The 24,801-nt window shown below is 57.8% G+C and carries 22 protein-coding genes; 18 read left to right on the plus strand and 4 right to left on the minus strand.

Annotated elements, in window-relative coordinates:
* The first annotated feature begins 81 nt into the window (after positions 1 to 81).
* The 3 genes from AC2FLA_RS12035 to AC2FLA_RS12045 all read left to right on the plus strand — a co-directional run bounded on the left by AC2FLA_RS12035 (position 82) and on the right by AC2FLA_RS12045 (position 3,765).
* A complete protein-coding gene (locus AC2FLA_RS12035) occupies positions 82 to 1,404 on the plus strand; it encodes a LysM peptidoglycan-binding domain-containing protein (protein ID WP_496722450.1) in 1,323 nt (440 codons plus the stop codon).
* Between the two features lie 79 nt (positions 1,405 to 1,483).
* Entirely contained in the window at positions 1,484 to 3,283 is a 1,800-nt protein-coding gene (locus tag AC2FLA_RS12040; protein ID WP_496722451.1) for an ABCB family ABC transporter ATP-binding protein/permease, read from the plus strand.
* A gap of 158 nt (positions 3,284 to 3,441) precedes the next feature.
* Positions 3,442 to 3,765: a hypothetical protein gene (locus AC2FLA_RS12045; protein WP_496722453.1), complete on the plus strand. Its 324-nt coding sequence runs from the start codon at positions 3,442 to 3,444 to the stop codon at positions 3,763 to 3,765.
* A 45-nt stretch (positions 3,766 to 3,810) separates the two neighbouring features.
* Here AC2FLA_RS12045 and AC2FLA_RS12050 read toward each other — a convergent pair whose 3' ends face one another.
* Complete coding sequence (locus AC2FLA_RS12050; protein ID WP_496722455.1) at positions 3,811 to 7,608, minus strand: efflux RND transporter permease subunit; 3,798 nt, start codon at positions 7,606 to 7,608, stop codon at positions 3,811 to 3,813.
* Positions 7,605 to 8,837, minus strand: a complete 1,233-nt coding sequence (locus AC2FLA_RS12055; RefSeq protein ID WP_496722457.1) for an efflux RND transporter periplasmic adaptor subunit — start codon at positions 8,835 to 8,837, stop codon at positions 7,605 to 7,607. The genes AC2FLA_RS12050 and AC2FLA_RS12055 overlap by 4 nt, the downstream gene beginning before the upstream one ends.
* 224 nt (positions 8,838 to 9,061) lie before the next feature.
* On the opposite strand from AC2FLA_RS12055, the gene AC2FLA_RS12060 reads away from it, so the two are divergent.
* The 5 genes from AC2FLA_RS12060 (at position 9,062) to AC2FLA_RS12080 (ending at position 14,461) form a co-directional block, all read left to right on the plus strand.
* Positions 9,062 to 9,733: a hypothetical protein gene (locus AC2FLA_RS12060; RefSeq protein WP_496722459.1), complete on the plus strand. Its 672-nt coding sequence runs from the start codon at positions 9,062 to 9,064 to the stop codon at positions 9,731 to 9,733.
* Between the two features lie 42 nt (positions 9,734 to 9,775).
* Positions 9,776 to 11,098, plus strand: a complete 1,323-nt coding sequence (locus AC2FLA_RS12065) for an outer membrane protein assembly factor BamB family protein (RefSeq protein ID WP_496722460.1) — start codon at positions 9,776 to 9,778, stop codon at positions 11,096 to 11,098.
* Between the two features lie 48 nt (positions 11,099 to 11,146).
* Positions 11,147 to 12,610 carry a ribosome biogenesis GTPase Der gene (gene der, locus AC2FLA_RS12070; RefSeq protein ID WP_496722462.1) on the plus strand — a complete coding sequence of 488 codons (1,464 nt, stop codon included), beginning with the start codon at positions 11,147 to 11,149 and terminating at the stop codon, positions 12,608 to 12,610.
* Between the two features lie 164 nt (positions 12,611 to 12,774).
* A complete protein-coding gene (locus tag AC2FLA_RS12075) occupies positions 12,775 to 13,761 on the plus strand; it encodes a fatty acid desaturase (protein WP_496722464.1) in 987 nt (328 codons plus the stop codon).
* Between the two features lie 91 nt (positions 13,762 to 13,852).
* The gene (locus tag AC2FLA_RS12080) at positions 13,853 to 14,461 is read left to right on the plus strand and encodes a helix-hairpin-helix domain-containing protein (protein ID WP_496722465.1); all 609 of its coding nucleotides are present in this window, start codon (positions 13,853 to 13,855) and stop codon (positions 14,459 to 14,461) included.
* A 54-nt stretch (positions 14,462 to 14,515) separates the two neighbouring features.
* Here the strand turns inward: AC2FLA_RS12080 and serS are convergent, their stop codons facing one another.
* Entirely contained in the window at positions 14,516 to 15,808 is a 1,293-nt protein-coding gene (gene serS / locus AC2FLA_RS12085; RefSeq protein ID WP_496722467.1) for a serine--tRNA ligase, read from the minus strand.
* Between the two features lie 72 nt (positions 15,809 to 15,880).
* Positions 15,881 to 17,545 carry a mechanosensitive ion channel family protein gene (locus AC2FLA_RS12090; protein WP_496722468.1) on the minus strand — a complete coding sequence of 555 codons (1,665 nt, stop codon included), beginning with the start codon at positions 17,543 to 17,545 and terminating at the stop codon, positions 15,881 to 15,883.
* A 201-nt stretch (positions 17,546 to 17,746) separates the two neighbouring features.
* Between AC2FLA_RS12090 and yajC the strand changes: the two genes are divergently transcribed.
* The 10 genes from yajC to AC2FLA_RS12140 all read left to right on the plus strand — a co-directional run bounded on the left by yajC (position 17,747) and on the right by AC2FLA_RS12140 (position 24,741).
* On the plus strand, positions 17,747 to 18,034 hold the full coding sequence (gene yajC, locus AC2FLA_RS12095; protein WP_058274044.1) for a preprotein translocase subunit YajC: 288 nt from the start codon (positions 17,747 to 17,749) through the stop codon (positions 18,032 to 18,034).
* Between the two features lie 33 nt (positions 18,035 to 18,067).
* Positions 18,068 to 19,729, plus strand: a complete 1,662-nt coding sequence (gene secD / locus AC2FLA_RS12100; protein WP_496722470.1) for a protein translocase subunit SecD — start codon at positions 18,068 to 18,070, stop codon at positions 19,727 to 19,729.
* Between the two features lies 1 nt (position 19,730).
* Positions 19,731 to 20,705, plus strand: coding sequence for a protein translocase subunit SecF (gene secF / locus AC2FLA_RS12105; protein ID WP_113789550.1), 975 nt, complete (start codon positions 19,731 to 19,733; stop codon positions 20,703 to 20,705).
* A complete protein-coding gene (locus AC2FLA_RS12110) occupies positions 20,698 to 21,468 on the plus strand; it encodes a sulfite exporter TauE/SafE family protein (protein ID WP_496722471.1) in 771 nt (256 codons plus the stop codon). The genes secF and AC2FLA_RS12110 overlap by 8 nt, the downstream gene beginning before the upstream one ends.
* Positions 21,455 to 21,808 (plus strand): Mth938-like domain-containing protein, encoded by a 354-nt coding sequence (locus tag AC2FLA_RS12115; RefSeq protein ID WP_496722473.1) that lies wholly within the window; start codon positions 21,455 to 21,457, stop codon positions 21,806 to 21,808. The genes AC2FLA_RS12110 and AC2FLA_RS12115 overlap by 14 nt, the downstream gene beginning before the upstream one ends.
* A 146-nt stretch (positions 21,809 to 21,954) precedes the next feature.
* Positions 21,955 to 22,569 carry a heme ABC exporter ATP-binding protein CcmA gene (gene ccmA / locus AC2FLA_RS12120; RefSeq protein ID WP_109311433.1) on the plus strand — a complete coding sequence of 205 codons (615 nt, stop codon included), beginning with the start codon at positions 21,955 to 21,957 and terminating at the stop codon, positions 22,567 to 22,569.
* On the plus strand, positions 22,566 to 23,222 hold the full coding sequence (ccmB, locus tag AC2FLA_RS12125; protein WP_496722474.1) for a heme exporter protein CcmB: 657 nt from the start codon (positions 22,566 to 22,568) through the stop codon (positions 23,220 to 23,222). The genes ccmA and ccmB overlap by 4 nt, the downstream gene beginning before the upstream one ends.
* Before the next feature lie 61 nt (positions 23,223 to 23,283).
* The gene (locus AC2FLA_RS12130) at positions 23,284 to 24,057 is read left to right on the plus strand and encodes a heme ABC transporter permease (RefSeq protein WP_496722476.1); all 774 of its coding nucleotides are present in this window, start codon (positions 23,284 to 23,286) and stop codon (positions 24,055 to 24,057) included.
* Positions 24,054 to 24,212, plus strand: a complete 159-nt coding sequence (gene ccmD, locus AC2FLA_RS12135) for a heme exporter protein CcmD (RefSeq protein WP_186437450.1) — start codon at positions 24,054 to 24,056, stop codon at positions 24,210 to 24,212. Before AC2FLA_RS12130 ends, ccmD begins: the two co-directional genes overlap by 4 nt.
* Positions 24,205 to 24,741, plus strand: coding sequence for a DsbE family thiol:disulfide interchange protein (locus tag AC2FLA_RS12140; RefSeq protein WP_109311432.1), 537 nt, complete (start codon positions 24,205 to 24,207; stop codon positions 24,739 to 24,741). The genes ccmD and AC2FLA_RS12140 overlap by 8 nt, the downstream gene beginning before the upstream one ends.
* Positions 24,742 to 24,801: the final 60 nt, after the last annotated feature.

The following is a 24,801-nucleotide window of genomic DNA, read 5'->3' on the forward strand; positions in this document are numbered from 1 at the left end:
GCGGGATTGATAGATTGGCTCAACCGTTAGGCAGAATGTGTTTTACTCAAAGCACTTGCGCTGCGGAGCGAAAGGAAAAGAATGAACTCCAAGTCGGGAAGCGAAAGCTCCGGTACTTTCATCTGGGGGGTGATTGCCGGCATCGTTGCATTGGTCGGGGCGGGCGGGTTGTACCTGTCCGGCGTCTTCGGGACGGGTCCTCAGGAAGCTTCACCGCAGCAAGACACCGCCGTCCAAACCACGGAAGAGGCCAGTTCGGTTTCCACCCCGTCCGAGGATCAGAGCACAGCAATTGACGAACCGGAAACCGCTGATCCGTCTGATTCCGCGACCGCACCAGCGACGGAAACGGCTGAGGCCGACCCGGGTGTCGCGCCACCGACTCTGGACCAGATCTTTGTTGAGCCCGACGGCAATACTGTTCTTTCCGGCAATGCAGAGCCAGGCACGGATGTTCGTGTCTTGCTGGATGGTGAGCAAGTGCACAGCTTTACCGTCGACAACACCGGTCAGTTTGCCGAGTTCCTTTCGATCCCATTCTCAGACGATGCACGCGGGCTTACGCTGGAAACTGCGGGCGAGGATCAACCCGTTCGTTCCGACGACTATTTGATTGCAGCCTTGCCTGAACCGGAACCGACGACCGAGCAGATCGCTGCCGCCGAAACAGGTGACGCCGCGCCCACCAATGATGGATCGGCAGAGACGCAAAACACATCCTCGTCAGAGCCAACAGATGAAGCGACAACCACAGGTGATGTTGAAACGGCGGATGCAACTGCGGAACCGTCTGCGGATCAACCCCAGGAGACGGCACAAGAAACCACTGCAGAAGGCGATGAAAATCAACAAGTTGCCATTCTGCGTTCCGGCGAAGACGGGGTTGAGCTGGTTCAGTCTCCAACTGCCGAACCCAACGCCTCGGACGAGGTGGCTTTGGACACGATCGGCTATTCCGACGTTGGCGACGTAGAGCTTACCGGCCGGGTCCCAGACGGGTCTGCGGTTCGACTGTATCTGGACAACCAGCTTGTCGATGATCTGTCACCGGTTGATGATGGTAAATGGCGCAGCGAACTCGAGGGAATTGATCCCGGCATCTATACCTTGCGCGTCGATGAAATCGCCTCGGACGGCACCGTGGTCAGCCGGCTGGAAACGCCGTTCAAACGCGAACCGCTGGAAGTACTGCGCGCGGCAGAGGCCAATGATGCGCCCGAGGGCGAACCAGATGCGCCCCCGATCCGGGCGGTCACCGTGCAGGAAGGCGACACGCTTTGGGCCATTTCGCGCGACCGGTTCGGCGATGGTATCCTTTACGTGAAATTGTTCGAGGCCAATCGCGACGCGATCCGCGATCCTGATTTGATATATCCCGGTCAGATATTCACCATCCCGGAATGAACTATTGCTGCTGGCCCTTGGTGGGCCAGCGGTCTATCTCTGACCGCAGATCAGGTACGTGATGAGACGAGCAGCGCCAATGACCTCAGCCGATACGCCCACGCCCGACGACCGCCGCTCTGGCTGGCGCACGATCCGGAAGGTTGCGCCTTATATGTGGCCCGAGGATGAGCCTTGGGTAAAACGACGCGTCGTTCTGGCCATGGGCATGCTGGTTCTGGCCAAGCTGATCGCCGTCTATACCCCTATCCTTTATAAAGGCGCGGTCGATGGGCTGGCGGGCGAGGGTGTTCCGCCACTGGCGTTGGGCGCTGTTGGCCTTACCGTGGCCTATGGCGTTGCGCGTATGATGACCGTTGGTTTCCAGCAGTTACGCGATGCGGCCTTTGCCCCGGTAGGGCAGCGGGCCTTGCGCGCACTGGCATTGGAGACCTTCCAGCACATCCACCAGCTGTCCATGCGCTACCACGTAACGCGCCGCACCGGGGGGCTGAGCCGGATCATCGAGCGTGGTGTGAAAGGTGTGGAATTCCTGCTGCGCTTTTTGCTGTTTTCCATCGGTCCGTTGATCCTGGAACTGCTGCTGGTCGCGATCATTCTGATGTGGCTGTTCGACGTCTGGTATCTGGTTGTCGTTGCTGTCACCATCGCGCTGTACATCTGGTTTACCTTTGCGGTGACCGAATGGCGCGTGAAGCTGCGCCGCGAGATGAACGATCAGGATACTGAGGCCAACCAACGCGCCATCGACAGCCTGCTGAATTTCGAAACCGTCAAGTATTTTAATGCTGAATCGCGCGAGGCGGCACGGTACGACGTGTCGATGAAGGCCTATGCCGGGGCAGCGCTTAAGACGGCGTATTCGCTGGCCTTCCTGAATTTTGGTCAGTCCCTTCTGATCACCTGCGGGCTGATCGGCGTGATGGTTCTTGCGGCCATGGGGGTGCAGCAGGGTACGCTGACCGTCGGCGATTTCGTCATGGTCAACGCCTATATGATCCAGATCACCGTGCCGCTGAACTTTCTGGGCACCGTCTACCGGGAAATCCGCCAATCGCTGGTGGATATGGGGCAGATGTTCGACCTGTTGGAACAACCGACCGAGGTACAGGACAAGCCCGGCGCGCCAGATCTGGTGGTCAGTGGTGGTGAGGTGACATTGGACAATGTGCGCTTTGGCTATGATGCGGACCGCGAGATCCTCAAAGGTGTGTCGCTGACGGTACCTGCTGGCCAGACTGTTGCAATTGTCGGTGCCACAGGTTCGGGTAAGTCAACGATAGGTCGCTTGCTGTTCCGGTTCTACGATGTCACCGGGGGCGCGTTGAAGATCGACGGGCAGGACGTGCGCGATGTGACCCTGAACAGCCTGCACTCAGCCATCGGTGTCGTGCCGCAGGACACAGTGCTGTTTAATGATACCATCCGCTACAACATCGCTTATGGCCGGGACGGGGCCACGCAGGAAGAAGTCGAAGCAGCTGCCAAAGCTGCGCAGATCCACGACTTTATCGTGACGTTGCCAGAAGGCTATGACACCACGGTTGGAGAGCGGGGCCTGAAGCTGTCGGGTGGCGAGAAACAACGGGTGGGCATTGCGCGTACCCTTCTGAAGAATCCGCCGATCCTGCTTTTGGACGAGGCGACTTCGGCGCTGGACACAGATACCGAACAGGACATCAAGGACGCATTGGCACGGGCTGGTGAGGGACGGACCGTGCTGACGATCGCGCACCGCCTTAGCACCATTGCCGAAGCGGACCGCATTGTCGTTCTGGAACGCGGTGAAATCCTTGAACAAGGCACCCATGACCAGCTTTTGCAGCGCGAGGGCCGTTACGCGCAGCTCTGGAGTCGTCAGCAAGCGGACGCAGCCTGATCCGGTCACCTGTGTAATTCCAGAGACCAGGTAGAACTACACTGCAAAAATGCGTTCATTCCTCCAAGTTTAATTTGACGTTCATTTTCCTTGGTGACAAATCACCTAAAGTCACGGTGCCAGGTTCTTTGGCCGGACCTTAATCAAAGGAATATCTAATGAAAATGCGTGCAGCAGCAGCCTTGGCCGCAACTGTTCTTATGGCGACTTCGGCATTTGCCGAGGATCTTGAATTTCTGGTTGTGAATGACTCCAGCGCGGATCTGGTCGAGTTCAATGTCTCACCTGCATCTTCCGGCAGCTGGGAGGGGAACCTGCTGAGCGGTGGCTATGTCGCGCCCGACTACGAAATCGATGTTGTCATCGCGGATGGTCTGACCACATGTATCTACGATATTCGGGGGGCGTTCGACGATGGGTCGTCGGCGGAAGACTTCGGCCTGAATCTGTGTGATTTGGGTGAATATGTATTCACCGACTAAGTCTTAGAAAAGAATAATGGCGAACCCTGGGGTTCGCCATTTGTGTTACTCAGCCGCCTTGAGGGGCGATGTTGGTGGGTGATCGGGACGCTCATCCTTGTCTGCATCCGGTGCAGGTGCGGCGGGTGTTTCATCACCCCAGACAACCTCGGTGGCCTGTACCTGACGGGCAGCGTGACCAACGGCCATATCCTGGGCGATTTGGCTGGAACGGCCTGCAGTGGCCCGAGCTATCGCCTTGGCCAGCCATACCGCATAGGTGGTGAACCACACCCGCAGGGCCAGGAACGATGGCGTCACGATCAGGGTCAGAACCGTTGCAATACCAAGCCCGAACACAACCGCCGTAGCCAGCTGTTTCCACCACAGCGCAGTTGGGCTGTCGATGGAATAGCCGCCATTGATGAAGTCCAGCGACAATCCGAACATCATCGGCGTCAGACCGGCCATCGTGGTCAAGGTGGTCAGTAGAACCGGCCGGATACGCGCTTCAGCCGTGCGGATGATCGCCTCGATTCGGGGCATATATCGGCTATATTCCTGATATGTATCGATCAGAACTATGTTGTTGTTCACCACAATCCCTGCCAAGGCCACAATCCCTGTACCGGTCATGATGATCGAGAACGGTTGCTGCATGACCATCATCCCGATCAGAACGCCGGTGGTCGAAAGCACAACGGCCAGCAGAACAAGCACCGAGTTGTAGAACGAGTTGAATTGCGCCAGCAGGATCACAAACATCAGGCCTAAAGCAGCCAAGAAAGCGCTGGAAAGGAAAGCCTGGCTTTCTGCCTGATCTTCCTGATCGCCGGTCCATTCCCAACTGACGGTGCTGCCGAAGGGATTGGTTTCAAGCCACTCGGTCAGCACTGCAATGCGTTCGTTGGCATTGATCAGGCTAATCCGGGCGTTTCCAGATTCCAGATCGGCGCGCACTGCATCGACATCTTCTGCACCAGTCAACTTGACAAGCTCGAAATTGCTGCCGGTCGGTCCAGTGAAGATCGCACCTGTGGGTTCTGTGCCTTCCACGACGCCGCGCACAACGGCCAGCCGCTGTTCCGCGCCGTCTGCGTTATCTATCACAACTTTGCTCAGACCCGGCTCAACGTCGGCCTTCACATCGTAATAGCGCTGCTGGTTGATCCGGTTGATCTCGGCCAGTTTGGCCACTGGCTTGCGGGTGACAAAGTTCGACAAAGGCACCAGCCCATCAGGCGTTCGCACTTTGAGCGTATCCAGTGTCGACAAAACCCGATCTTCGTCGGGCAGGCGAACGCGGATTTCGATTTCCTCGTCCACGCTGTCGGGGCGCATTTCGCCCAGCAGCAGCCCGCGCGTGACCAGTTGCACCATCGCGCCGACGGTTGCCACATCTGCGCCGAAACGACCCGCTTTGGCAACATCCACGTCGATCTGCCAGTCGATGCCGGGCAAGGGCAGGGTGTCTTCGATCTTGATCAGGCCGGGTGTTTCATCGAACATTTTACGGGCCGCAACAGTGGCTGAGGTCAGTTCTTCCCAGCCATCCGCCTTGATGCGCAAATGAACGGGCTTGGCCGAGGCCGGGCCTTGTTCCAGCGGTAGGATTTCCACGATGAAGCCCGGAATTTTCGCAAGTTCGGCGTTCAACTGATCGAGCACGAAGTCACCGTCATATTCCGGGGCAACCGTTTCACGATCGATCAACCCGCCGAAGATCGGTTCGGACACGTTGGGTCGATCTTCCCACGGGATGATTTCGAACTGGACGCGACCGACAGTGTCTGCCGGTGCCTGCGCACCTCCATTATTTTGGTTCAGCCCGCCTTCTCCGGCAAAGGAAAACACGTTCACGACTGCGGGATGTGCGCTGATAATTTCTTCGGCTGCCAGTACCATCTGGTCCTTTTCGATCAGCGATATGTTGCCGCGTGCACGAACATAGGCCGTGGCTTGCTCGGGTTCGCTTTCGACGAAGAATTCTACACCCCGATTGTTGTTCCCAAATGCGGTCATGACTGACATCACGGCGAAGCCTATTACGACAATCGAAACAATCGGCATGATTGGGTTGCCGACGAGGAACTTGATGACATAGCCAAAGGGTGTGTGTTCGCGTGCTGTATGCACATGCTGATCGGGTGCGCGTTCTATTTTGGCGGCACTCAACGTAACAGAACCAGCAAATGCTCCAAAAATGAACAGGAAGGCACCAAGCAGAACTGCTCCAAATGCGCCTTCGGGCAACAGATAGGTCGGATTCAGCAGTTGCATCGCACCAAGGAAAATCAGGTACAGCGATGGCGGCACCATAACCGCGCGAACCCACCACCGGGTGCGCGCGCGCAGCCAGTCGGATGTGCGGTCAAAAATCCGGCTCAGGCGGCCTGAAACACCACCCATGACAGGCAGATAGATCAGTGCAACGATCAACGAAGCGGACAGAACGAAGATCAGCGTGACAGGCAGCATGCCCATGAACTCACCCGGGACACCCGGCCAAAACAGCATCGGCAGGAAGGCACATAGGGTTGTGGCTGTGGATGACACGATAGGCCAGAACATACGCTGCGCAGCCTCGACATAGGCGTGCATCGGGCCAACGCCCTCTTTAATACGCCGGTCCGCGTATTCCACGACAACAATGGCCCCGTCGACGAGCATACCAACCGCAAGGATCAGGCCGAACATCACGATGTTCGAGATGCTGATGCCCATGACTGCCAGGAACGCAAAACACAGTAGGAATGAGGTCGGGATCGCAAAACCCACCAGCAATGCCGCGCGTGTGCCCAAAGAGGCCAGAACAACGATCATCACCAGTGCGATGGCCGTCAGAACCGAGCCTTCCAACTGGCTGACCATCGACCCGACGATGCGGCTTTGGTCGTTCGAGGTGCCCAGCTGGATTGCGGCCTGCATCTCGGGTGGCCATTTGGCCTGTGCAGCGGCAATGGTTTGTTTCACGCCCTCGACTGTGTCGATCAGGTTGTAGCCCTTGCGCTTGACCACCTGCAGCGCGACGGTTTGCTCGCCGTTGAAACGGGCGGTGCCTTCGCGGTCTTCAAAGGTATAGTTGATCTGCGCCAATTCCCCTAGGGTGACGACCCGGTCGCCGTTCACTTTGACCGGCAGGCCATAAACATCCTGCGCGGTTTTGAAGGAAGAGGGGATCTTGACCGAGAATGTGCCCTGTGCGGTTTCAACCTCACCGGCAGCGATCAGCTGATTGTTGTTGCGCACCACATCGATGAGCTCGGCGGCGGTGACGTTATACGCCTCAAGCCGAAGGGGATCGATAATGACCTCAAGCAGTTCGTCGCGGTTTCCCGCGATACCGGCTTCGAGCACCGAATCCATCGCTTCAAGGTCGTCCTGCAAAGCCTTGGCGACCCGCGCCATAGTGCGCTCGGGGACTGCACCCGTCAGGTTGACGATAACGATGGGGAATTCTGAGAAATTGATCTCGGTCAGCGAGTATTGCTCGGCCCCGTCGGGGAATTCGGCTTGCGCGCTGTTCATCGCGTCGCGCACATCAGCCATGATCGCGGTCTTGTCCCAGCCGAAATCGAACTCCAGCGCCACGCCCGCATACCCTTCGGCGGCGGTCGAGGTCATCTCTTTCAGCCCATCAAGGTCCGCAAGCTCGGTCTCCATTGGTTTGACCAACAGATTTTCCGAATCCTCGGCTGAGATGCCCGGAAACTGAACTGAGACAAACAGGGCAGGGATTTCAATGTCGGGCTCGCCTTCTTTCGGCAGGCTGACATAGGCAAAGCCGCCAATCACCAATGAGATGGCGATGAAGGCCAGAACCATTCTGGCCCGGCCGGCGGCCCAACTGACGATTCCGGTCATTTCGAAGCTTCCCGATATGTGGGTTCAACTGTGACACCGCGGGTTACGAACTCTTGCCCGATGACGATGATGTCCACAGTTTCCGGCAGGCCACCGACCCAAACGCCTTCGGCAGTATCACGCAGAAGAACGACGGGCTGGAAATCGACCACGTTGCTCTGGCCAATGGTGCGGACACCGAGTTGACCGTTATTGCTCAGCGTCAGTGCTGATTGCGGCAGGAAATGCGCCTTGGCCCCGGCGGCCGAAATGCGGATGTCGGCGGTTTGGCCGTCCCGAATGGCCAGTTCCGGGTTCGGAACAGTGATTTCGACTTCGAACGTGCGGGTTGTTTCATCGGCCGAGCGGCTCAGGAATGTCACACGACCAGAAACCTGCAGGCCAGTGACCAACTGCGCGGTGGCTTCGGAACCGACAATGATGCGGTTAACCTCGGTTTCCGGCACAAAACCCACCAGCTTGATCGGGTCCAGTTGGATAACGGTCGCGCATAGCGCACCGGGCTGCATCAGGCTGCCCAATTCTGCGGTGTCGCTTTCCAGCAATCCTTTGAAGGGTGCTGTGATGGTCTGGCGGTCGATTTCGCGTTCCGCGGCTTTGACCTCTGCGGTTGCGGCTTCGATTCCGGCGCGGGTGGCCTCAAGACCGGCTTCAGCGGTCTTAATACCAGCCTCAGCGGTTCTCATCGCCGCCTCGCTTGAGATTCTGCGTGTCTCAGATCCAAACCCGGAGTCAGACAGTTTATTCGCAGCCGTCAGGTTGATCTCGGCCTCGGCGACACGCGCATGTGCTTCTTCCAGGCGGGCTTCGGCTTCTGGAATGCGGCTTTGGGCTTCTAACTTGGCAGCCTTCGCTTCGGCCAGACTGGCGGGGCGGGTGCCTGGGTCAAGCTCGCACAGAAGATCGCCGGCTTCGACGAACGTGCCTTTGCGCTTAGGCTCTGAGATGACGGTCGATGTAGTTTCGGCCAGTACTTCGACCTGACGATTGGCCTTGGTCTGGCCCCGCAACAACACGGCGCTGTCAATTTCACGTGCAGTTGACCTAACGGCAACGACGCCAATCGTCGCCTGATCCACGTCCGCGACTTCGCCAGATTCGCTGGCAGCCTCAGGGCTGGCCTCGGCTTCCGCGCGCCCGGCGAAAGAGAACAGGCTGTCCCGTTCGAAAACCAAAAAAAACAAAACAACAATAACCAAAGCGGCGTTTACTAATGAAATCAATCGCATGCAGGACTACTCCCAGAATTCTGCGCCACATATTTTTTGCGGTCATGCTAGAAAGTGGGGACGATTATGTATCGTTTCCACACTAAACTGAATAGTTCGGTTTATTTTTTTCTACAAGAGGGCAGGCCACCGGTGGGATTGTAAAAAATCGGGCTCTTGGCTTGGCGATTGCGCCGGGGTATGACATGGCGCCATACACCAAGGATGCAGCCCCGGAGGCAGGGATGAGCGACGTCGACAGTTTTATTGATGAGGTGACCGAAGAGGTGCGCCGGGACCGCCTGTTCTTGCTATTGCGCAGATGGGGTTGGGTCGGTGTGCTTGTGGTTGTCCTGATCGTGGGCGGTGCTGCGTTCAATGAAGTCCGAAAGTCGCGCGCAACCAGTCAGGCGCAGGATTTAGGTGATTCAATCCTGGCAGCGCTGGCACAGAATCAGTCGGAAGACCGTGCCGCCAGTCTTGCCGCCGTCGAAACACAATCTCCGGGTGGGGATGCGGTTCTTAACATGCTGTTGTCGGCGTCTCAGTTTGAGGCCGGATCGGAACAGGATGCGGTCGCCAGCCTGAATGCCATTGCGTCCCAAGGGGATCTGCCGGAAATCTATCGCGCGATCGCGGCTTTCAAGGCGCTGCTGCTGCAGAGCGACACTCTGCCTGCAGCCGATCGCCGTCTTCAGTTCGAAGCGCTGGCTGCACCGGGTGCTCCGCTGCGGTTGCTGGCCGAAGAACAGTTGGCCTTGATTGATGTGTCCGAGGGCAATGTTGACGCGGCCATCACGCGGCTTCAGGCCTTGCGTCAGGACGCAGAAGTTGGCGTGGATCAGCAACAGCGTGCGGCTCAGTTGATTGTAGCGCTGGGTGGCGAACCAGAGCCGCTGATCGCCCAACAGGGCTGATCCGGTGGCGGCAGGAAAACTTACAGGCGAGTTCGGAACATCATGGTAGCAAGTCTATTCTCCCGTATTGGATTGCCGATGGCAGCCCTTTCATTGACCCTGGTCGCCGCCTGCCGGGAACCCGAGGTTATCTTGCCGGGGCCGCGAGAAGATATCCGGCCCACTGCCGATACCGAAACGGTGGAAACTCGGGGCTCAAAATCGATCAGCCTTCCGGCGCAAAGAGCCAACGCGAGTTGGCCGCAAAGCCCGGGTACGGCTGCGTTCCGGACGACCAATGCACAATTGCGGGCAACGCCGCAGCGCATCTGGTCCGCATCAATCGGTCAGGGTGACTCGCGCAAGCAGCGGATCACGGCTGATCCCGTTGTTGCGGGCGGGTTGATCTATACGCTTGATGCCGGCGCAACGGTGTCTGCCGTGTCGCCGCAAGGGCAGGTTGTTTGGAACACCGATCTTATTCCGCCAAGTGATGGCGACTCGGATGCCACGGGTGGTGGCATGGCCTATGACAACGGTGTGCTTTATGTGTCTTCCGGTTATGGCCGCCTGACAGCGCTGGATGCCAAAACCGGTGCAGTTCGTTGGCAAAAAAGGTTGAACGCGACCGGTAGCGGCGCGCCTTTGGTCAGTAACGGTCTGCTGTATCTGGTGGCGGGTGACGAAACCGGTTGGGCGGTCAACACCAAGGACGGCCGGATTGCCTGGCAAATTCAGGGCACCCCAAGCGTTGGAAACGTTCTGGGTGCGCCGGCGCCAGTCATTGCATCCGATTTTTCCGTGTTCGCCTTTGGCTCGGGTGATGTCGCAGCGACGTTCCGTCGAGGGGGTATTCGCCGCTGGAACGCATCAGTGGCCGGGGGACGTCGCGGACGTGCGGCGGCGCAGATCGTCGATGTAACTGGTGGACCAATGGTTGCGGGCGATAAGATCTATATCGGCAACCATTCAGGGCGCACAGTCGCGTTTGACGCCAATTCCGGCGAACGGATATGGACCGCAGACGAGGGGGCCGTCGATACGGTCTGGGCCGCTGGCAACAGTATTTTCCTGATCAGCGACCGCAGCCAACTGGTCCGATTGGACGCTGCGACCGGAGCGATTGTCTGGGCGCAGGACCTGCCGGGTTTTGTCAAGGATAAGCCGGGACGCCGGGGCCCAGTCTACGCGCATTATGGTCCGATCATAGCGGGTGGGCGCATCGTTATCGCCTCGAACGATGGCTATGTTCGGTTCTTCAGCCCTGTTGACGGAGCACTGGTGAACCGTGTCGAAGTGCCGGGTGGCGCGACCACGGCACCGGTTGTGGCGGGTCAAACACTGTACGTCGTGTCGACCAAAGGTGATTTGTACGCTTTCCGTTGACCACAAGATGCGCTAAAGGGCGCGTCTGAGTCTTGAAAGTTGAGTATCATGTCGCTGACCCTCGCCATCGTGGGGCGCCCGAATGTGGGCAAATCCACCCTGTTCAATCGCCTTGTGGGCAAACGTCTGGCTTTGGTCGACGACCAGCCCGGCGTGACGCGCGACCTGCGCGAAGGCCCGGGGCGTCTGGGGGATCTGCGCTTTACCGTGATCGACACTGCGGGGCTTGAGGACGCAACCGACGACAGCCTTGAGGGCCGCATGCGCCGCCTGACCGAGCGTGCGGTAGACATGGCAGATGTCTGTCTGTTCATGATTGACGCGCGCGTCGGGGTCACGCCGACCGACGAATTGTTTGCCGAAATTCTGCGCAAACGTTCCAAACACGTGATCCTTGCGGCCAACAAAGCCGAAGGAAACGCAGCGGATGCCGGTGTGCTTGAAGCCTATAACCTTGGTCTGGGTGAGCCGGTGCGCCTGTCGGGCGAACATGGCGAAGGAATGACTGATCTTTATTCCCAGCTTATGCCCTTGGCCGATGCCGCCGAAGAACAGGCGGTCGAGGATGCACCGGAAACCGATATTGAACTGGATGAGGACGGCGAGGGCGAGACGCCCCTGATCACCGCTGAAAAGCCGTTGCAGGTGGCAGTTGTTGGCCGCCCGAATGCCGGTAAATCCACATTGATCAACAAGATCATTGGCGAAGACCGCCTGCTGACCGGGCCAGAGGCTGGTATTACGCGCGATGCCATCAGTCTGCGGATCGACTGGGCCGACCCGGACGGGGACAGCACGCCAATGCGTATCTTTGATACGGCCGGTATGCGTAAAAAAGCCAAGGTGCAGGAAAAGCTTGAAAAGCTTTCAGTCTCGGATGGTCTGCGTGCTGTGAAATTTGCTGAAGTAGTGGTGGTTCTGCTGGACGCCGCCATCCCCTTCGAACAGCAGGACCTGCGTATTGCCGATCTGGCCGAGCGCGAGGGTCGCGCCGTTGTTGTCGCCATCAACAAATGGGACATCGAAGAAGACAAACAAGAAAAGCTGCGGGATCTGAAAGAGTCGTTCGAACGTTTGCTGCCGCAACTGCGTGGCGCACCGCTGGTGACGGTCTCGGCAAAGACAGGCCGGGGTCTGGAACGGTTGCGTGCCGCTATTCTGCGGGCTCATGACATTTGGAACCGCCGTGTGCCGACGGCCGCGTTGAACCGCTGGCTGACAGCCATGTTGGAGCAGCACCCGCCGCCAGCCCCGCAGGGTCGTCGGATCAAGCTGCGGTATATGACTCAGGTCAAAACCCGCCCGCCGGGCTTTGTCGTCATGTGTTCGCACCCTGACAAGATGCCAGCCAGTTACACCCGGTATCTGGTCAACGGTCTGCGCGAATCTTTTGACATGCCCGGTACTCCGATCCGCCTGACTTTGCGCGGGCAGGGGGACAAGAATCCGTACAAGGGACGCCGTAAGAAAAACGCGGGCGCCTTGGCCAAACATCTCAAGGGCCGCGCGTAACTGCGCCAATTTTCAGCATTTTCGGCTGAGGGGCGTGACAGCCCCAATTCCCCGCGCTAGCATTCACTGGCGTGCATCTGTTTTTGTGTGCGCGTAATTTCACGCGGAGCTTCCGCACCAGTTTTTGACAACCATTGGACCTGACCAACGTGAGGAGCGGCTGGATGGATCTGAGGGAATACACTCGGCAATACGCGGTTCAGGACAACAGATTGGCCGCGCTGAGCTATTTTGGGACTTTCGCGATGTATTTCACATCGCTGGCGCTGGCGATCATCTATGTGGATCGCTGGTATGTCATGATTCCCGCCGGGATCATCTTTGCCTTTTCGGCAGTGCGCCTTTACGTGCTTCAGCACGATTGTGGGCATCACTCACTGTTTGAAACGCGCGCGCAGAATGAATGGGCCGGTCATGGACTTTCACCATTCACCTTTGCTCCGTTCGAGGTGATGAAGCAAAACCATAACCTGCACCACGCCGGTATCGGCAATCTCGAGCACCGCGAGACGGGTGAAATCCACACGATGACCGTGCGGGAATGGAACAAGGCAGATTGGAAAGGGCGCTTGTTTTACAGGCTCTACCGAAATCCATTCATCCTGGTTCCGGCTGGGGCGCTGTTCACGTATTTCATCCGCTATCGGTGGCCCAAGAACACGGTTAGGTTTGGCGTGAGGGGTGTATTGCTACACAACTTGTCGATCACCGTCTTTCTTGGCCTTCTGTTTTTGATCGCCGGCACCACGGGTATTCTGGTCTGGTTGGTATTTTCGCTTTTGGGTGGGATGCTAGGTGTTTTTCTTGTCTATCTGCAGCACAATTTCGAAGACACATACTGGGACCGTCGTCCGGATCTGGACCCGCAACTGGCCGCGCTACAGGGATCATCGGCGCTGGATTTTGGGTGGTGGTTCGACAATGCGGTTGCCTGCATCACGCTGCACGACATCCATCATTTCAATGCGCGCATTCCGTCTTATCGGCTGCGTGCATGCCACTATAACCTACCGCCCGAATTCACGCCCCGCCGGATCAAATTCCCCGAGGCTGTCGCGGCTTTGAACCTGAAACTGTGGGACGAAGACGCCAAGCGGCTTGTTCCGTTTCCCGGAAAGGATCAATCCGGTAACCTCGCACACAGTAGCTGACACAAATGACCTGGATCTCTGGGCACTGGCTTGTGAGAGTGTGTTTCTGGTATACATAAGAGAATGCAGGGAAAATCGGAAAGGACAAAGAATGACCGCAGTGACCGCAATAAAAGGCGTTGGAGAGGGACTGGGAAAGTCACTTGCCGCCAACGGTTTCAAAACCGCTGAAGCCGTTGCCAAGGCAACCCCCGCTGCACTGGTCAAAGTTCCTCGTATCGGCAAAGCCCGCGCAGCCGTTTTGATCGCCGCCGCGAAAGAGGCGATTGCAACGAAACCGGCAGCCGCAAAACCCGTCGCGGCGAAACCAGCCGCCAAACGCCCTGCTGCGAAAACAAGTACGCGCCGCGCGCCTGCCAAAAAGCCTGCAGCGCGTCGAACAGCGCCCCGCAAGACCATTGCCGCCGCCGCTGCCGAGAAGCGGGCGGAAGAGGCTGCGCGCAAAGCGGCTGAGGAAAAGGCCGCAGCCGAACTGGCAGAAGCCAAAGCAAAAAAGAAGGCAAAGGCCAAAGCCAAGGCTGAAAAGGCCGCTAAAAAGCTTGAGGAAATGGAAGCGGTCTTTTCAAAAGCCAAGGACAAGGTGAAGGCCAAGGCGAAGAAAGATAAGAAGAAAGACAAAAAGAAAAAGGCCGACAAGACGGACAAGAAGAAAGATAAGAAAAAAGAAAAAAAGAAGGATAAGAAAAAGGCGAAGAAGTAAGCCTTCTCCGCCCTTAAGCCTTTTGAACCGGCGCCCTGTTGGCCGCCGGTTTTCTTATGCCAGCGTGCCGTCCAGTTGCAGCGTCAGCTTGCCACCCAGATAGGGGGCCAGAACCTCGGGCAGGGTGACGGTGCCGTCTGCGTTCTGGCCGTTTTCCAGCACGGCGATCAGGCAGCGCCCAACAGCCAGACCGGATCCGTTCAGCGTGTGAACGTATTCCGGCTTGCCCCCAGCCTCGGGACGGAAGCGCGCGTTCATCCGGCGCGCCTGAAAATCACCACAGGTCGAGACCGAACTGATCTCGCGGTACGTATCCTGACCCGGCAGCCACGCTTCAATATCAAAGGTCCGACGCGCGCCAAAGCCCATGTCGCCTGTGCACAGGATCACAGTGCGATAGGGGATGCCCAGCTTTTCCAGAATGCCCTCGGCACAGCGCAGCATGCGTTTTTGTTCATCATCCGACTTATCGGGATGGGTGACCGAGACCATCTCGACCTTTTCGAACTGGTGCTGGCGCAACATGCCGCGCGTGTCCCTGCCAGCCGATCCGGCCTCAGACCGGAAGCACAGGGAATGCGCGGTGTAGCGGCGGGGCAGATAGTTTTCTTCAATCATCGTGTCGTTGACGATATTGGTTAGCGAGACCTCGGAGGTCGGGATCAGCCACCAGCCTTCGCGGGTCTGATAGCTGTCTTCGCCAAACTTCGGCAATTGGCCTGTGCCCTGCATCATCTCGGACAGAACCAGAACCGGAGCATTCACTTCGGTCAGTTCGTTTTCGTTGATGTGCGTGTCCAGCATGAACTGCGCCAGTGCGCGGTGAACGCGGGCAACGCCGCCGGACAACAAGACGAAACGCGAGCCGGACAGCTTTGCCGCCGTTTCAAAATCCATGCCGTTCTGAACAGCTTCGATTTCGAAATGCTCTTTCGGTGCAAAATCCAACTCACGCGGGGTGCCCCAGCGGTTGACCTCGACATTGTCGTTCTCGTCCGCACCTTCTGGCGCGTCCTCGGCTGGCAGGTTCGGGATGCGGATCAGCTGATCAGTCAGCAGCGCGTCCAGATCCTTGGCCTCGGTCTGCATCCGGGCGATTTCGGCCTTTTTCTCGGCGACCAGTGCGCGCAGGCGTTGGAATTCATCCTCGTCGCCGCGTGCCTTGGCGGCACCGACCTCTTTGCTGGCCTTGTTCTGTTCGGCTTGTGCCGTTTCTGCGGACTGAATCTTGGCCCGGCGGCTTTCGTCCAGTCTCAGCAAATCTGACGACACCGGCGCGTCCCCACGGCGCGCAAGTGCGGCGTCGAAGGCGGCGGGGTTTTCGCGAATGGCGCGGATGTCGTGCATGGTTCAGATCCTTAAATGCGTGAATCACTGAAACCGCTTATGCACCATCTGAAAGGCAGGGTGTAGCGCCGGTTACGACTTATCGGCATCCTCGTGTTTTTCATGCGCCAGATGGCCATCCCAATGTTCGGTTGGGATCTTGGGATCAGGCGGATCAGCCATGTAAGAGGGCGTCATGATCTGCACACTGTTTTCATTGAACACGGCCACGATGTTGCGATGAAGGTCCGATTTTATCTTTGGAATAATACTGCCGCGTGTCGAATACCCGTTGATTTGATAATTGATCGCGTAATCGGCCAATGCTGTCCACAAAACAAACGGTTCCGGCTTGGACTTGATCCCCTTGGTGCGGTTGGCGGCCTCGATCAGCATCGCCTCGACCTTCTCGGGCGGCTCTTCATAGCCAATGCCAACCGTGGTGTGCAGCAGCAGTCCGCTGCCGTCTGTTTTCTTCGAGAAGTTCACCACATCCGAGTTCATCAGTTGCGCATTAGGGATCGAGATCAGTTCGTTCTTGATGGATTTCAGATACGTCTCCATCAGTTTGATCTGAACTACATCGCCGATGTGGTCGCCGATTTGAATGCGGTCCCCGATCGAGGTCGAGCGACGATAGATCACAAACAGTCCGGCCAGCATGTTTGAGACGACAGAATTTGCACCCAGCGACAGCATGGCACCCACCAGGATCGTCAACCCCTGGAACGCCGCCGAATCCGATCCGGGGATGTAGGGAACGGCAAAGACCAATGCGATCATGATCACCACAACACGGGCAATGTTGAAGGTTGGGCTGACCCAGTGCTTTTCGAAATCGCCCATGTCGAAGGAACCCGCTTCGACTGCGTCGAAGAACACCCGCATCCCCTTGATAATGTACAGCGCCACCCAAGAAATCAGGCCCAGCATGATCAAATTCGGGATGTAACTGATAATGCCTTTGAAGATCAGCAGTACCGGCTCGGTCAGATAGGTCAGCAACAGCTGCGCAAAATAGCGGGTTTCGGCGAAAGCCAGCAGAACAAACGAAAGGTAGTAATAAAAGCCGAGAAAGAAGATGATGAGCAGAACGAAGTTCAACCCATATCGTACCAGCGCAGCGATCGCTTCGGCCTGAACGCTTTTGGCTGTGGCAGTTTCCACGTCCTTGAGGTGGAGTGAGACAAATTTTAATGTCTTCCGTCGAATCCGACGGTGCACCCACAGGATTGCCACCACAAACGCCACAAAACCAATGGTCCATGCCACTGCCTCAATTGCACCGGACACGCGCGCCCGATCGGTGCGGTTGGCGCGGTAGTCTTCGATGGATTGTTTGATCGCGTTCCCGTGCAAAACGCTTAGAACGCTAAGCTCCATCTGATCCAACTCGGCATCAGCTTCGGTGACGATCGAAACTCTCTCGCCATCGGCCAGAGTCCAAATGCCGAACTCGGTCTCTTCGTATGTCACCTCAACCGTCGGTGCATCCGAGGCTTCGGCGATTTCGATGATCTTGTCCTGAACGTCTTCCGCCCGCTCTGGCGCGGGCAGGGCACTGGATCCCCGGACCTGGAACAATACGTCCCCGTCCACGATGACCGGAGCCACGAAACTGTCCGAATCTGCCCCGTCAGAAGCAGGGGACTCTGTTGGTGTTTCCTGTGCCAGTACGACATCCGAAAACCACAGGCTGGACGCCAAGGTTGTCAGAAAATAAATCAGCAAAAGGAAGGGCTTGAATTGCCTTGCCATATGTCCCCCTTAACCCGAACTATACCCGGTTTCAACAAGGTGCCTAGGACATATCTGCAACGCCTGGCTTGTTCTTTGTGCACTGTGGCCGGGTCACGGCGGTGTACAGCGTTGCCTTCGCTTGCAAAGGCGCAATTCAGAGCATAGGTTCCCGCCAAATTTGCGGAGTATCTCCGCAGCACCAAAACAAAGGAATATCCCATGGAAGGTGGCGCAATCGCCCAGTTTCTCCCGCTGATCCTGATCTTCGCGATCATGTATTTTCTGCTGATCCGTCCGCAGCAAAAAAAGATGAAGCAACATCAGGCCATGGTCGAAGCCGTGCGTCGCGGCGATCAGGTCGTCACCCAAGGTGGAATGATCGGCAAGGTGTCCAAGGTCAAGGAAGGCGACAACGAGATCGAAGTTGAAATCGCCGAGGGTGTGAAGGTTCGTGTGGTCAAGTCGACCATTGCGCAGGTTCTGAACAAGACTGAACCAGCGAAGTAACTTCGCGCTACAATCCCTTGAAAAGGCAGGGTAATGCTGCAAATTGATACCTGGAAGCGGGTTCTGATCTGGCTGGTCTGCGTGATCGGTCTGATCCTTGCCCTGCCGAATGCGTTTTATACGCGCGTCGAGCAATCCAACGATGCCAAGGCCGCAATTGAGCTTGGCATCGACACTCCCGAAATGCAGGCCGAGGCGGCGCAATGGCCGAACTGGTTGCCGTCATCGCTGGTCAATCTGGGCCTCGATCTGCGCGGTGGTGCGCATCTGCTGGCCGAAGTTCAGGTCGGCGATGTGTACGAATCCCGGATGGAGGCCATGTGGCCCGAAATTCGCGATGCGCTGCGGGATGAGCGCGCCACCGTAGGCACCATCCGCAAGCAAGAGTCGGCCCCGGACGAGATTCGGGTGCGCATCAGCCAGCCCGAGGGCATGTCCCGCGCGCTTGAAGTTGTGCGCGGCCTGGCCCGTCAGGTGCAAACCCTGACCGGTGTAGGTGCAACCGATATCGAGGCGCGGGCTGAGGGCGACACAATCGTCGTTCAACTGTCCGAGGCTGAAAAACTTGCCACAGACGACCGCACTGTGCGCCAGTCGCTTGAGATTGTGCGCCGCCGTATTGACGAGGTCGGAACACGTGAACCCACGATTCAGCGCCAGGGTGCGGATCGTATCCTGATACAGGTGCCGGGTATCGGCAGTGCTGGTGAACTGAAAGAGATCATCGGCACCACCGCTCAGCTGACATTCAATCCCGTTGTGGGGCGGGGCACCAACCCGGACGCAGTGCCGGGGATTGGCGAAGAGGTCCTCCCCTCCATCGACGAAACTGGTTTGTTTTACACAGTCGAGTCGGCCCCAGTCGTCACCGGTGAAGAGCTGGTAGACGCGCAGCCAGCCTTCGACCAGAACGGTCGTCCTGCAGTCAGCTTCCGGTTCAACACATCGGGTGCACGCAAGTTCGGCGACTATACGTTGGAAAATATCGGCCAGCCGTTCGCAATCATTCTTGATGATGAGGTCATCTCGGCCCCTGTCATTCAAAGTCACATTCCTGGCGGGTCGGGCATCATCACCGGCAACTTCACCGTTGAAGAAAGCACCAATCTGGCTGTTCTGTTGCGCGCAGGCGCGTTGCCTGCTGGGCTGGAATTCCTCGAAGAGCGTACAATCGGCCCCGAACTGGGGCAGGACAGCATCGACGCGGGTAAGGTCGCAACCATCGTGGCCTTCGTCGCCGTGCTTGCCTTTATGGCGCTCAGCTATGGTTTGTTTGGTCTCTTTGCCAACATCGCCCTGATCATCAACGTCGGCCTGCTGTTTGGCCTGTTGTCCCTGATCGGAGCCACCCTGACACTGCCCGGTATCGCCGGTATCGTGCTGACGGTTGGTATGGCGGTGGATGCCAACGTGCTGATCTTTGAGCGTATCCGCGAAGAACTGAAATCCGCCAGAGGCCCGGCGCGCGCGATCGAACTGGGTTATGAAAAGGCGTTGTCGGCCATTCTGGACGCAAACGTGACCACATTCATCACCGCTGTTATCCTGTTTGCCATGGGCAGCGGTCCGGTGCGCGGTTTTGCCATCACGCTGGGTCTGGGCATTCTGACCTCGGTCTTCACCGCGATCTTCGTGACGCGCCTGATGATCGTGATCTGGTTTGAACGCCGCCGCCCGAAAACGATCGAGGTTTGACATGAGACTGAAACTCGTACCCCAGAATACCTCGTTCGATTTCTTCAGCCGATGGAAAATCTGGCTCGGTATCTCGGCCTTGATGATGATCGTGGCGTTCACGTCCTTCATGCTTCAGGGGCTGAACTTTGGCATCGACTTCCGCGGTGGCACAACGATCCGGACGCAAAGCACCCAAGAGATTGATGTCGGAGTCTATCGTGACGCCCTTGCCCCGTTGGAATTGGGGGATGTGACAATCACAGAGATCTTCGATCCAAACTTTGGACCGGATGAGAATGTTGCGATGATCCGTATCCAAGCTCAAGAAGACGCCGAGGCGGTTACATCGGACGTGATCACTCAGGTCGGCGAGGTGCTTGCCGCGGCTGATCCCGGCCTCAAATTGCCATTTGAAAGCGTTGAATCCGTCGGCCCCAAAGTGTCCGGTGAGCTGATCCAAACTGCCGTTATCGCGGTGGTATTGGCGATCGGGGCGGTGCTGGTCTACATCTGGCTGCGTTTCGAATGGCAGTTCGCCTTAGGCGCGGTGGCCGCATTGGTCCACGACGTAATCCTCACCATCGGCATCTTCTCGGAACTGCAAATCCGGTTTGACCTGGCCATCATTGCCGCGTTGCTGACCATCGTGGGGTATTCGCTGAATGACACCGTGGTCGTCTTTGACCGCGTCCGCGAGAACCTGCGGAAATACAAGAAAAAAGACCTGAAAGAGGTCCTGAATATCTCGATCAACGAAACGCTTAGCCGGACAGTGATGACCTCGGTCACCACGCTGCTGGCGCTGATCTCGCTTTACATACTGGGCGGGGACGTGATCCGCGGCTTTGTTTTCGCGATGATCTGGGGCGTGATCGTAGGGACGTATTCCTCGGTCTTTGTGGCCTCGACCATCCTGCTGTGGCTGGGCGTCAAGCGCGACTGGTCGAAGCCGTCCAACAACGCGGGCAACCAGTTCGCAAATGTGGATGCCTGATCTGCTCGGCCAGTCCCCCACGGGGCTGGCCGTTATCTTTTTTGCAGCGACGCTAGGCGGCATCGTACGCGGGTTTTCCGGCTTTGGCACCGCGCTGATTTTTCTGCCTCTGGCCACACCGTTCCTCGGCCCGTTTGGGGCGCTGATCGGACTGACGATCATGGATATCTTCGGGCCACTCCCCAATCTGCGACGGGCGTGGCGCGCCGTGGACCGCGGCGACCTGGCACGGCTGCTGCTTGGCTGCGCTTTGATCCTGCCTGTTGGCCTATGGGTCCTCACGCAGGTCGAGCCCGAGGTGTTCCGATACGCAGTCAGCTTCCTGGCGCTGTTCATGCTCGCAATCCTGATCCTTGGATTACGCTACCAAGGCCGCGTGCGACGCGCGATGGTGACTGCGATCGGTGGCGCTGCGGGCTTTCTCGGCGGCGTCGCGGGGTTGCCTGGACCGGCGGTGATCCTGTTCTACATGTCCCGTCCGCTGCCGGTAGAAGTCATTCGGGCCACGATCCTGCTGTTCCTTTTCGGCTTCGACTTTCTTATTTTCGGCTCTCTGTCTGCCATGGGTCGCGTGACTTTCGACAGTGTTGTTCTGGGGCTGGCTTTGTCGGTTCCGAACCTTTTGGGCAATTGGCTGGGCGGCTGGCTGTTCAACCCGGAAAAGGAAAAGCTCTACCGCACCGCCGCCTACGTTGTTATCGCGCTGGCCGCCTTGTCGGGCCTGCCGCTTTGGGGCATAGAAGATATCCATGCGGTTGAATGAGATCACATATAACAACGCAACACCGGTCGATGGCTACGGGCCCGGCTTTTTCCGTATTGGTGGCCAGGTCCACGAAGGGGCGGTTCTGACCGGTCCATCGGGCACCACCGGTTGGGGCGGATACGACGATCAATCCTCTTTGCTTGCACTGGCTGGGCATGTGGATGTCCTGTTGATCGGAACGGGCGCAGATCTGGCCCACATCCCCTCTGAACTTCGAGCGGCGCTGGAGCAGGCCAGCATAGGCGTTGAGATCATGAACTCTCCTGCAGCCTGCCGTACCTACAATGTACTGCTCTCCGAAGGCCGCCGCATCGCGCTGGCTTTGCTTCCCACCTGACGGGATCCGTTTCATCTGGCCAAAAATATCCCAGGAGCGCGAAGGGCTGGCCCCTCATTTTCATACTTATCCGACAGCGGCTCGGGCATTGCCCTGCGGCAAATCCCGCCTTTTGCCCCTATGCGCAATAAGATAAGCGGGAACGTATGACACTGACCGTAACCGATCTTGCCATCACCCGCGGGGGTATCCCCGTGCTCGAGGGGCTCAACTTCTCGCTTCAATCCGGGCAAGCACTGATCCTGCGTGGGCCAAACGGGATCGGCAAAACAACTTTGTTGCGTACACTTGCGGGGTTGCAGCCGGCGTTGAGCGGAACCATTGACGGGGCCGAGGATCAAATTGCCTACGCCTCGCATTCCGATGGGTTAAAGCCAACGTTGACGGTTGTGGAAAACCTGACCTTCTGGGCCTCGGTCTTTGGGACAGATGACATCCAACCGGCATTGGATGCCTTTGCTTTGAACGAGCTGTCGGACCGCCATGCGGGAAACCTGTCCGCCGGGCAGAAACGTCGCCTTGGACTGGCCCGGATGCTGGTCACCGGGCGGCCGATCTGGATGCTGGACGAACCGACGGTGTCACTGGACAAAAGCGCCGTCCAGATGTTCGCCGATACCGTTCGTGCCCATCTAGGGCAGGGCGGTTCCGCCCTGATCGCCACCCATATCGACCTTGGTCTGGACGGTGCGGTGCTGGATGTGGGTCCCAACAAAGCCAAACCAAAACCCATCGACGACTTTGACGGAGGCTTCCTGTGATCGCCCTGCTGCTGCGCGACCTGAAACTGGCCTTCCGCGCGGGCGGGGGTTTTGGCCTTGGTCTGGCGTTCTTTTTAATTGTGACCGTTCTGGTGCCGTTCTCAGTCGGCCCGCAATCTTCGCTGCTGTCGACCATTGCCCCGGGTGTGCTTTGGCTGGGCGCGCTTTTGGCCTGCCTGTTATCGCTTGATCGTTTGCTTGCGTTGGATTGGGAAGACGGGTCGCTTGACCTGTTGGCCACCGCGCCCTTGCCGCTTGAGGCGGTTGTGTCGATCAAGGCGCTGGCCCACTGGATAACAACGGGTTTGCCACTGGTTCTGGCCGCGCCGTTTCTGGGTGTGCTACTGAACTTGCCGGTGCCAGGCTTTTTCTGGCTGGTGATTTCACTTTTGGTCGGCACCCCGGCCATGAGTGTGATCGGGACCTTCGGCGCAGCTCTGACTGTCGGCCTGAAACGCGGGGGGCTATTGTTGTCATTGCTTGTCCTGCCGCTGTATGTTCCCACGCTGATCTTCGGGGCCGAAATCGCACGCCGCGGCGCCACGGAGATGGAAACGCAGACACCGCTGTTGATGCTGGCAGGGATCACGGCGGCCACGATAGCTCTGTTGCCTTTTGCCAGCGCAGCCGTGTTGCGGATCAACCTTCGGTGACACGGTCGCAGTTTGACTGATGTCAATTGAGAACAAACACGAGTCGGACTAAATAGAGCCCATGTCTATCGCAGCCAAAGCCAATACCCTCTGGGAATACGCCAACCCGCGCAAATTCCTCGCGACCAGCGAGCGGGTCCTACCGTTCTTCTGGATGACTTCTTTTGTGTGTCTGGTCGTCGGGCTGATCTGGGGCTTTTTCTTCACGCCGGATGACTACAAACAGGGCTCGACCGTCAAGATCATCTACCTGCATGTGCCTGCGGCGCTGATGGCGATCAATTGCTGGCTGATGATGCTGGCCACATCTTTGGTCTGGCTGGTGCGCCGCCACCATGTCAGTGCACTCGCTGCGCGAGCGGCAGCTCCCATCGGTATCGTGATGACCCTGATCGCGTTGGCAACCGGCGCGATCTGGGGGCAACCGATGTGGGGCACGTGGTGGGCCTGGGATCCACGCCTGACGGCTTTCCTGATCCTGTTTCTGTTTTACCTTGGCTACGTAGCCCTGTGGGAAGCGATCGAGGATTCCGATACAGCCGCCGATCTGACCTCGGTCCTGTGTCTGGTGGGGTCGGTTTTTGCCTTGCTCAGCCGCTATGCGGTGAACTTCTGGAACCAAGGCCTGCATCAGGGGGCATCCGTGATGCGCGCCGCAGCCGTCACCGGCGCGGATACCGAAGAAAAAGTCAGCAACATTTATTTCTATCCGCTGCTGTTGTGTATCATCGGCTTTGTGCTGCTGTTCATTGCGTTGGTTCTGTATCGCACAGGAACGGAAATCCGGGCGCGACGGATCAAGGCGCTGCTGGCGCGAGAAAGGCTAAACGGATGATCCCTGATCTTGGAAAATATGCCGACGCGGTCCTGTGGTCCTATGCGGCCTCGCTGGGGTTGCTGATTGCACTGGTCGTTCTCAGCGTAATGCGTGGGCGCAAAGTCCGGGCGGAAATGGAAAAGCTCGAACACAGGATGTCACGCAATGGCTAAAATCTCACCACTGATGATTGCGCCGCCGTTGATCTTCGGCGCTTTTGCCGTTTTGGCCGGCATTGGCATGTTCCGGGATGACCCCGATGCCTTGCCATCTGCACGCGAAGGGCAGCCCGCGCCACCTGTCGTTCTGACCGAGTTTCCGGGCAAAACGTTGTTCGACGATGACACCCTGCGTGATGGTGAGGTCAAGCTGGTCAACTATTGGGCCAGCTGGTGTGCCCCTTGCCGGGCCGAGCATCCCAACCTTGAGGCGCTGTCCGAAGAGGGCATCCCGGTCTATGGCATCAACTACAAGGATCAGTTGGCCAATGCCGAAGGTTTTCTAACCGAACTGGGCGACCCATATGAGGCCATCGGACGGGATGAACAAGGGCGCATGGCGCTGGACTGGGGTCTTTACGGTGTTCCGGAAACTTATGTGATCGACGGAGAGGGCACGATCATCCTGCGCTTTGCCGGTCCGATTACGCAGCGCGTCATCGAAAGCAGGATACGCCCGGCATTGGAAAAAGCCGGCCAGTGATCTGATCCGTTGCCATGCGAAGCGTGCCTGCTGCACGCGCTCTATTTCTTGTTTCTGCTA

The sequence above is a fragment of the Ruegeria sp. CDSA033 genome, from assembly GCF_059612305.1.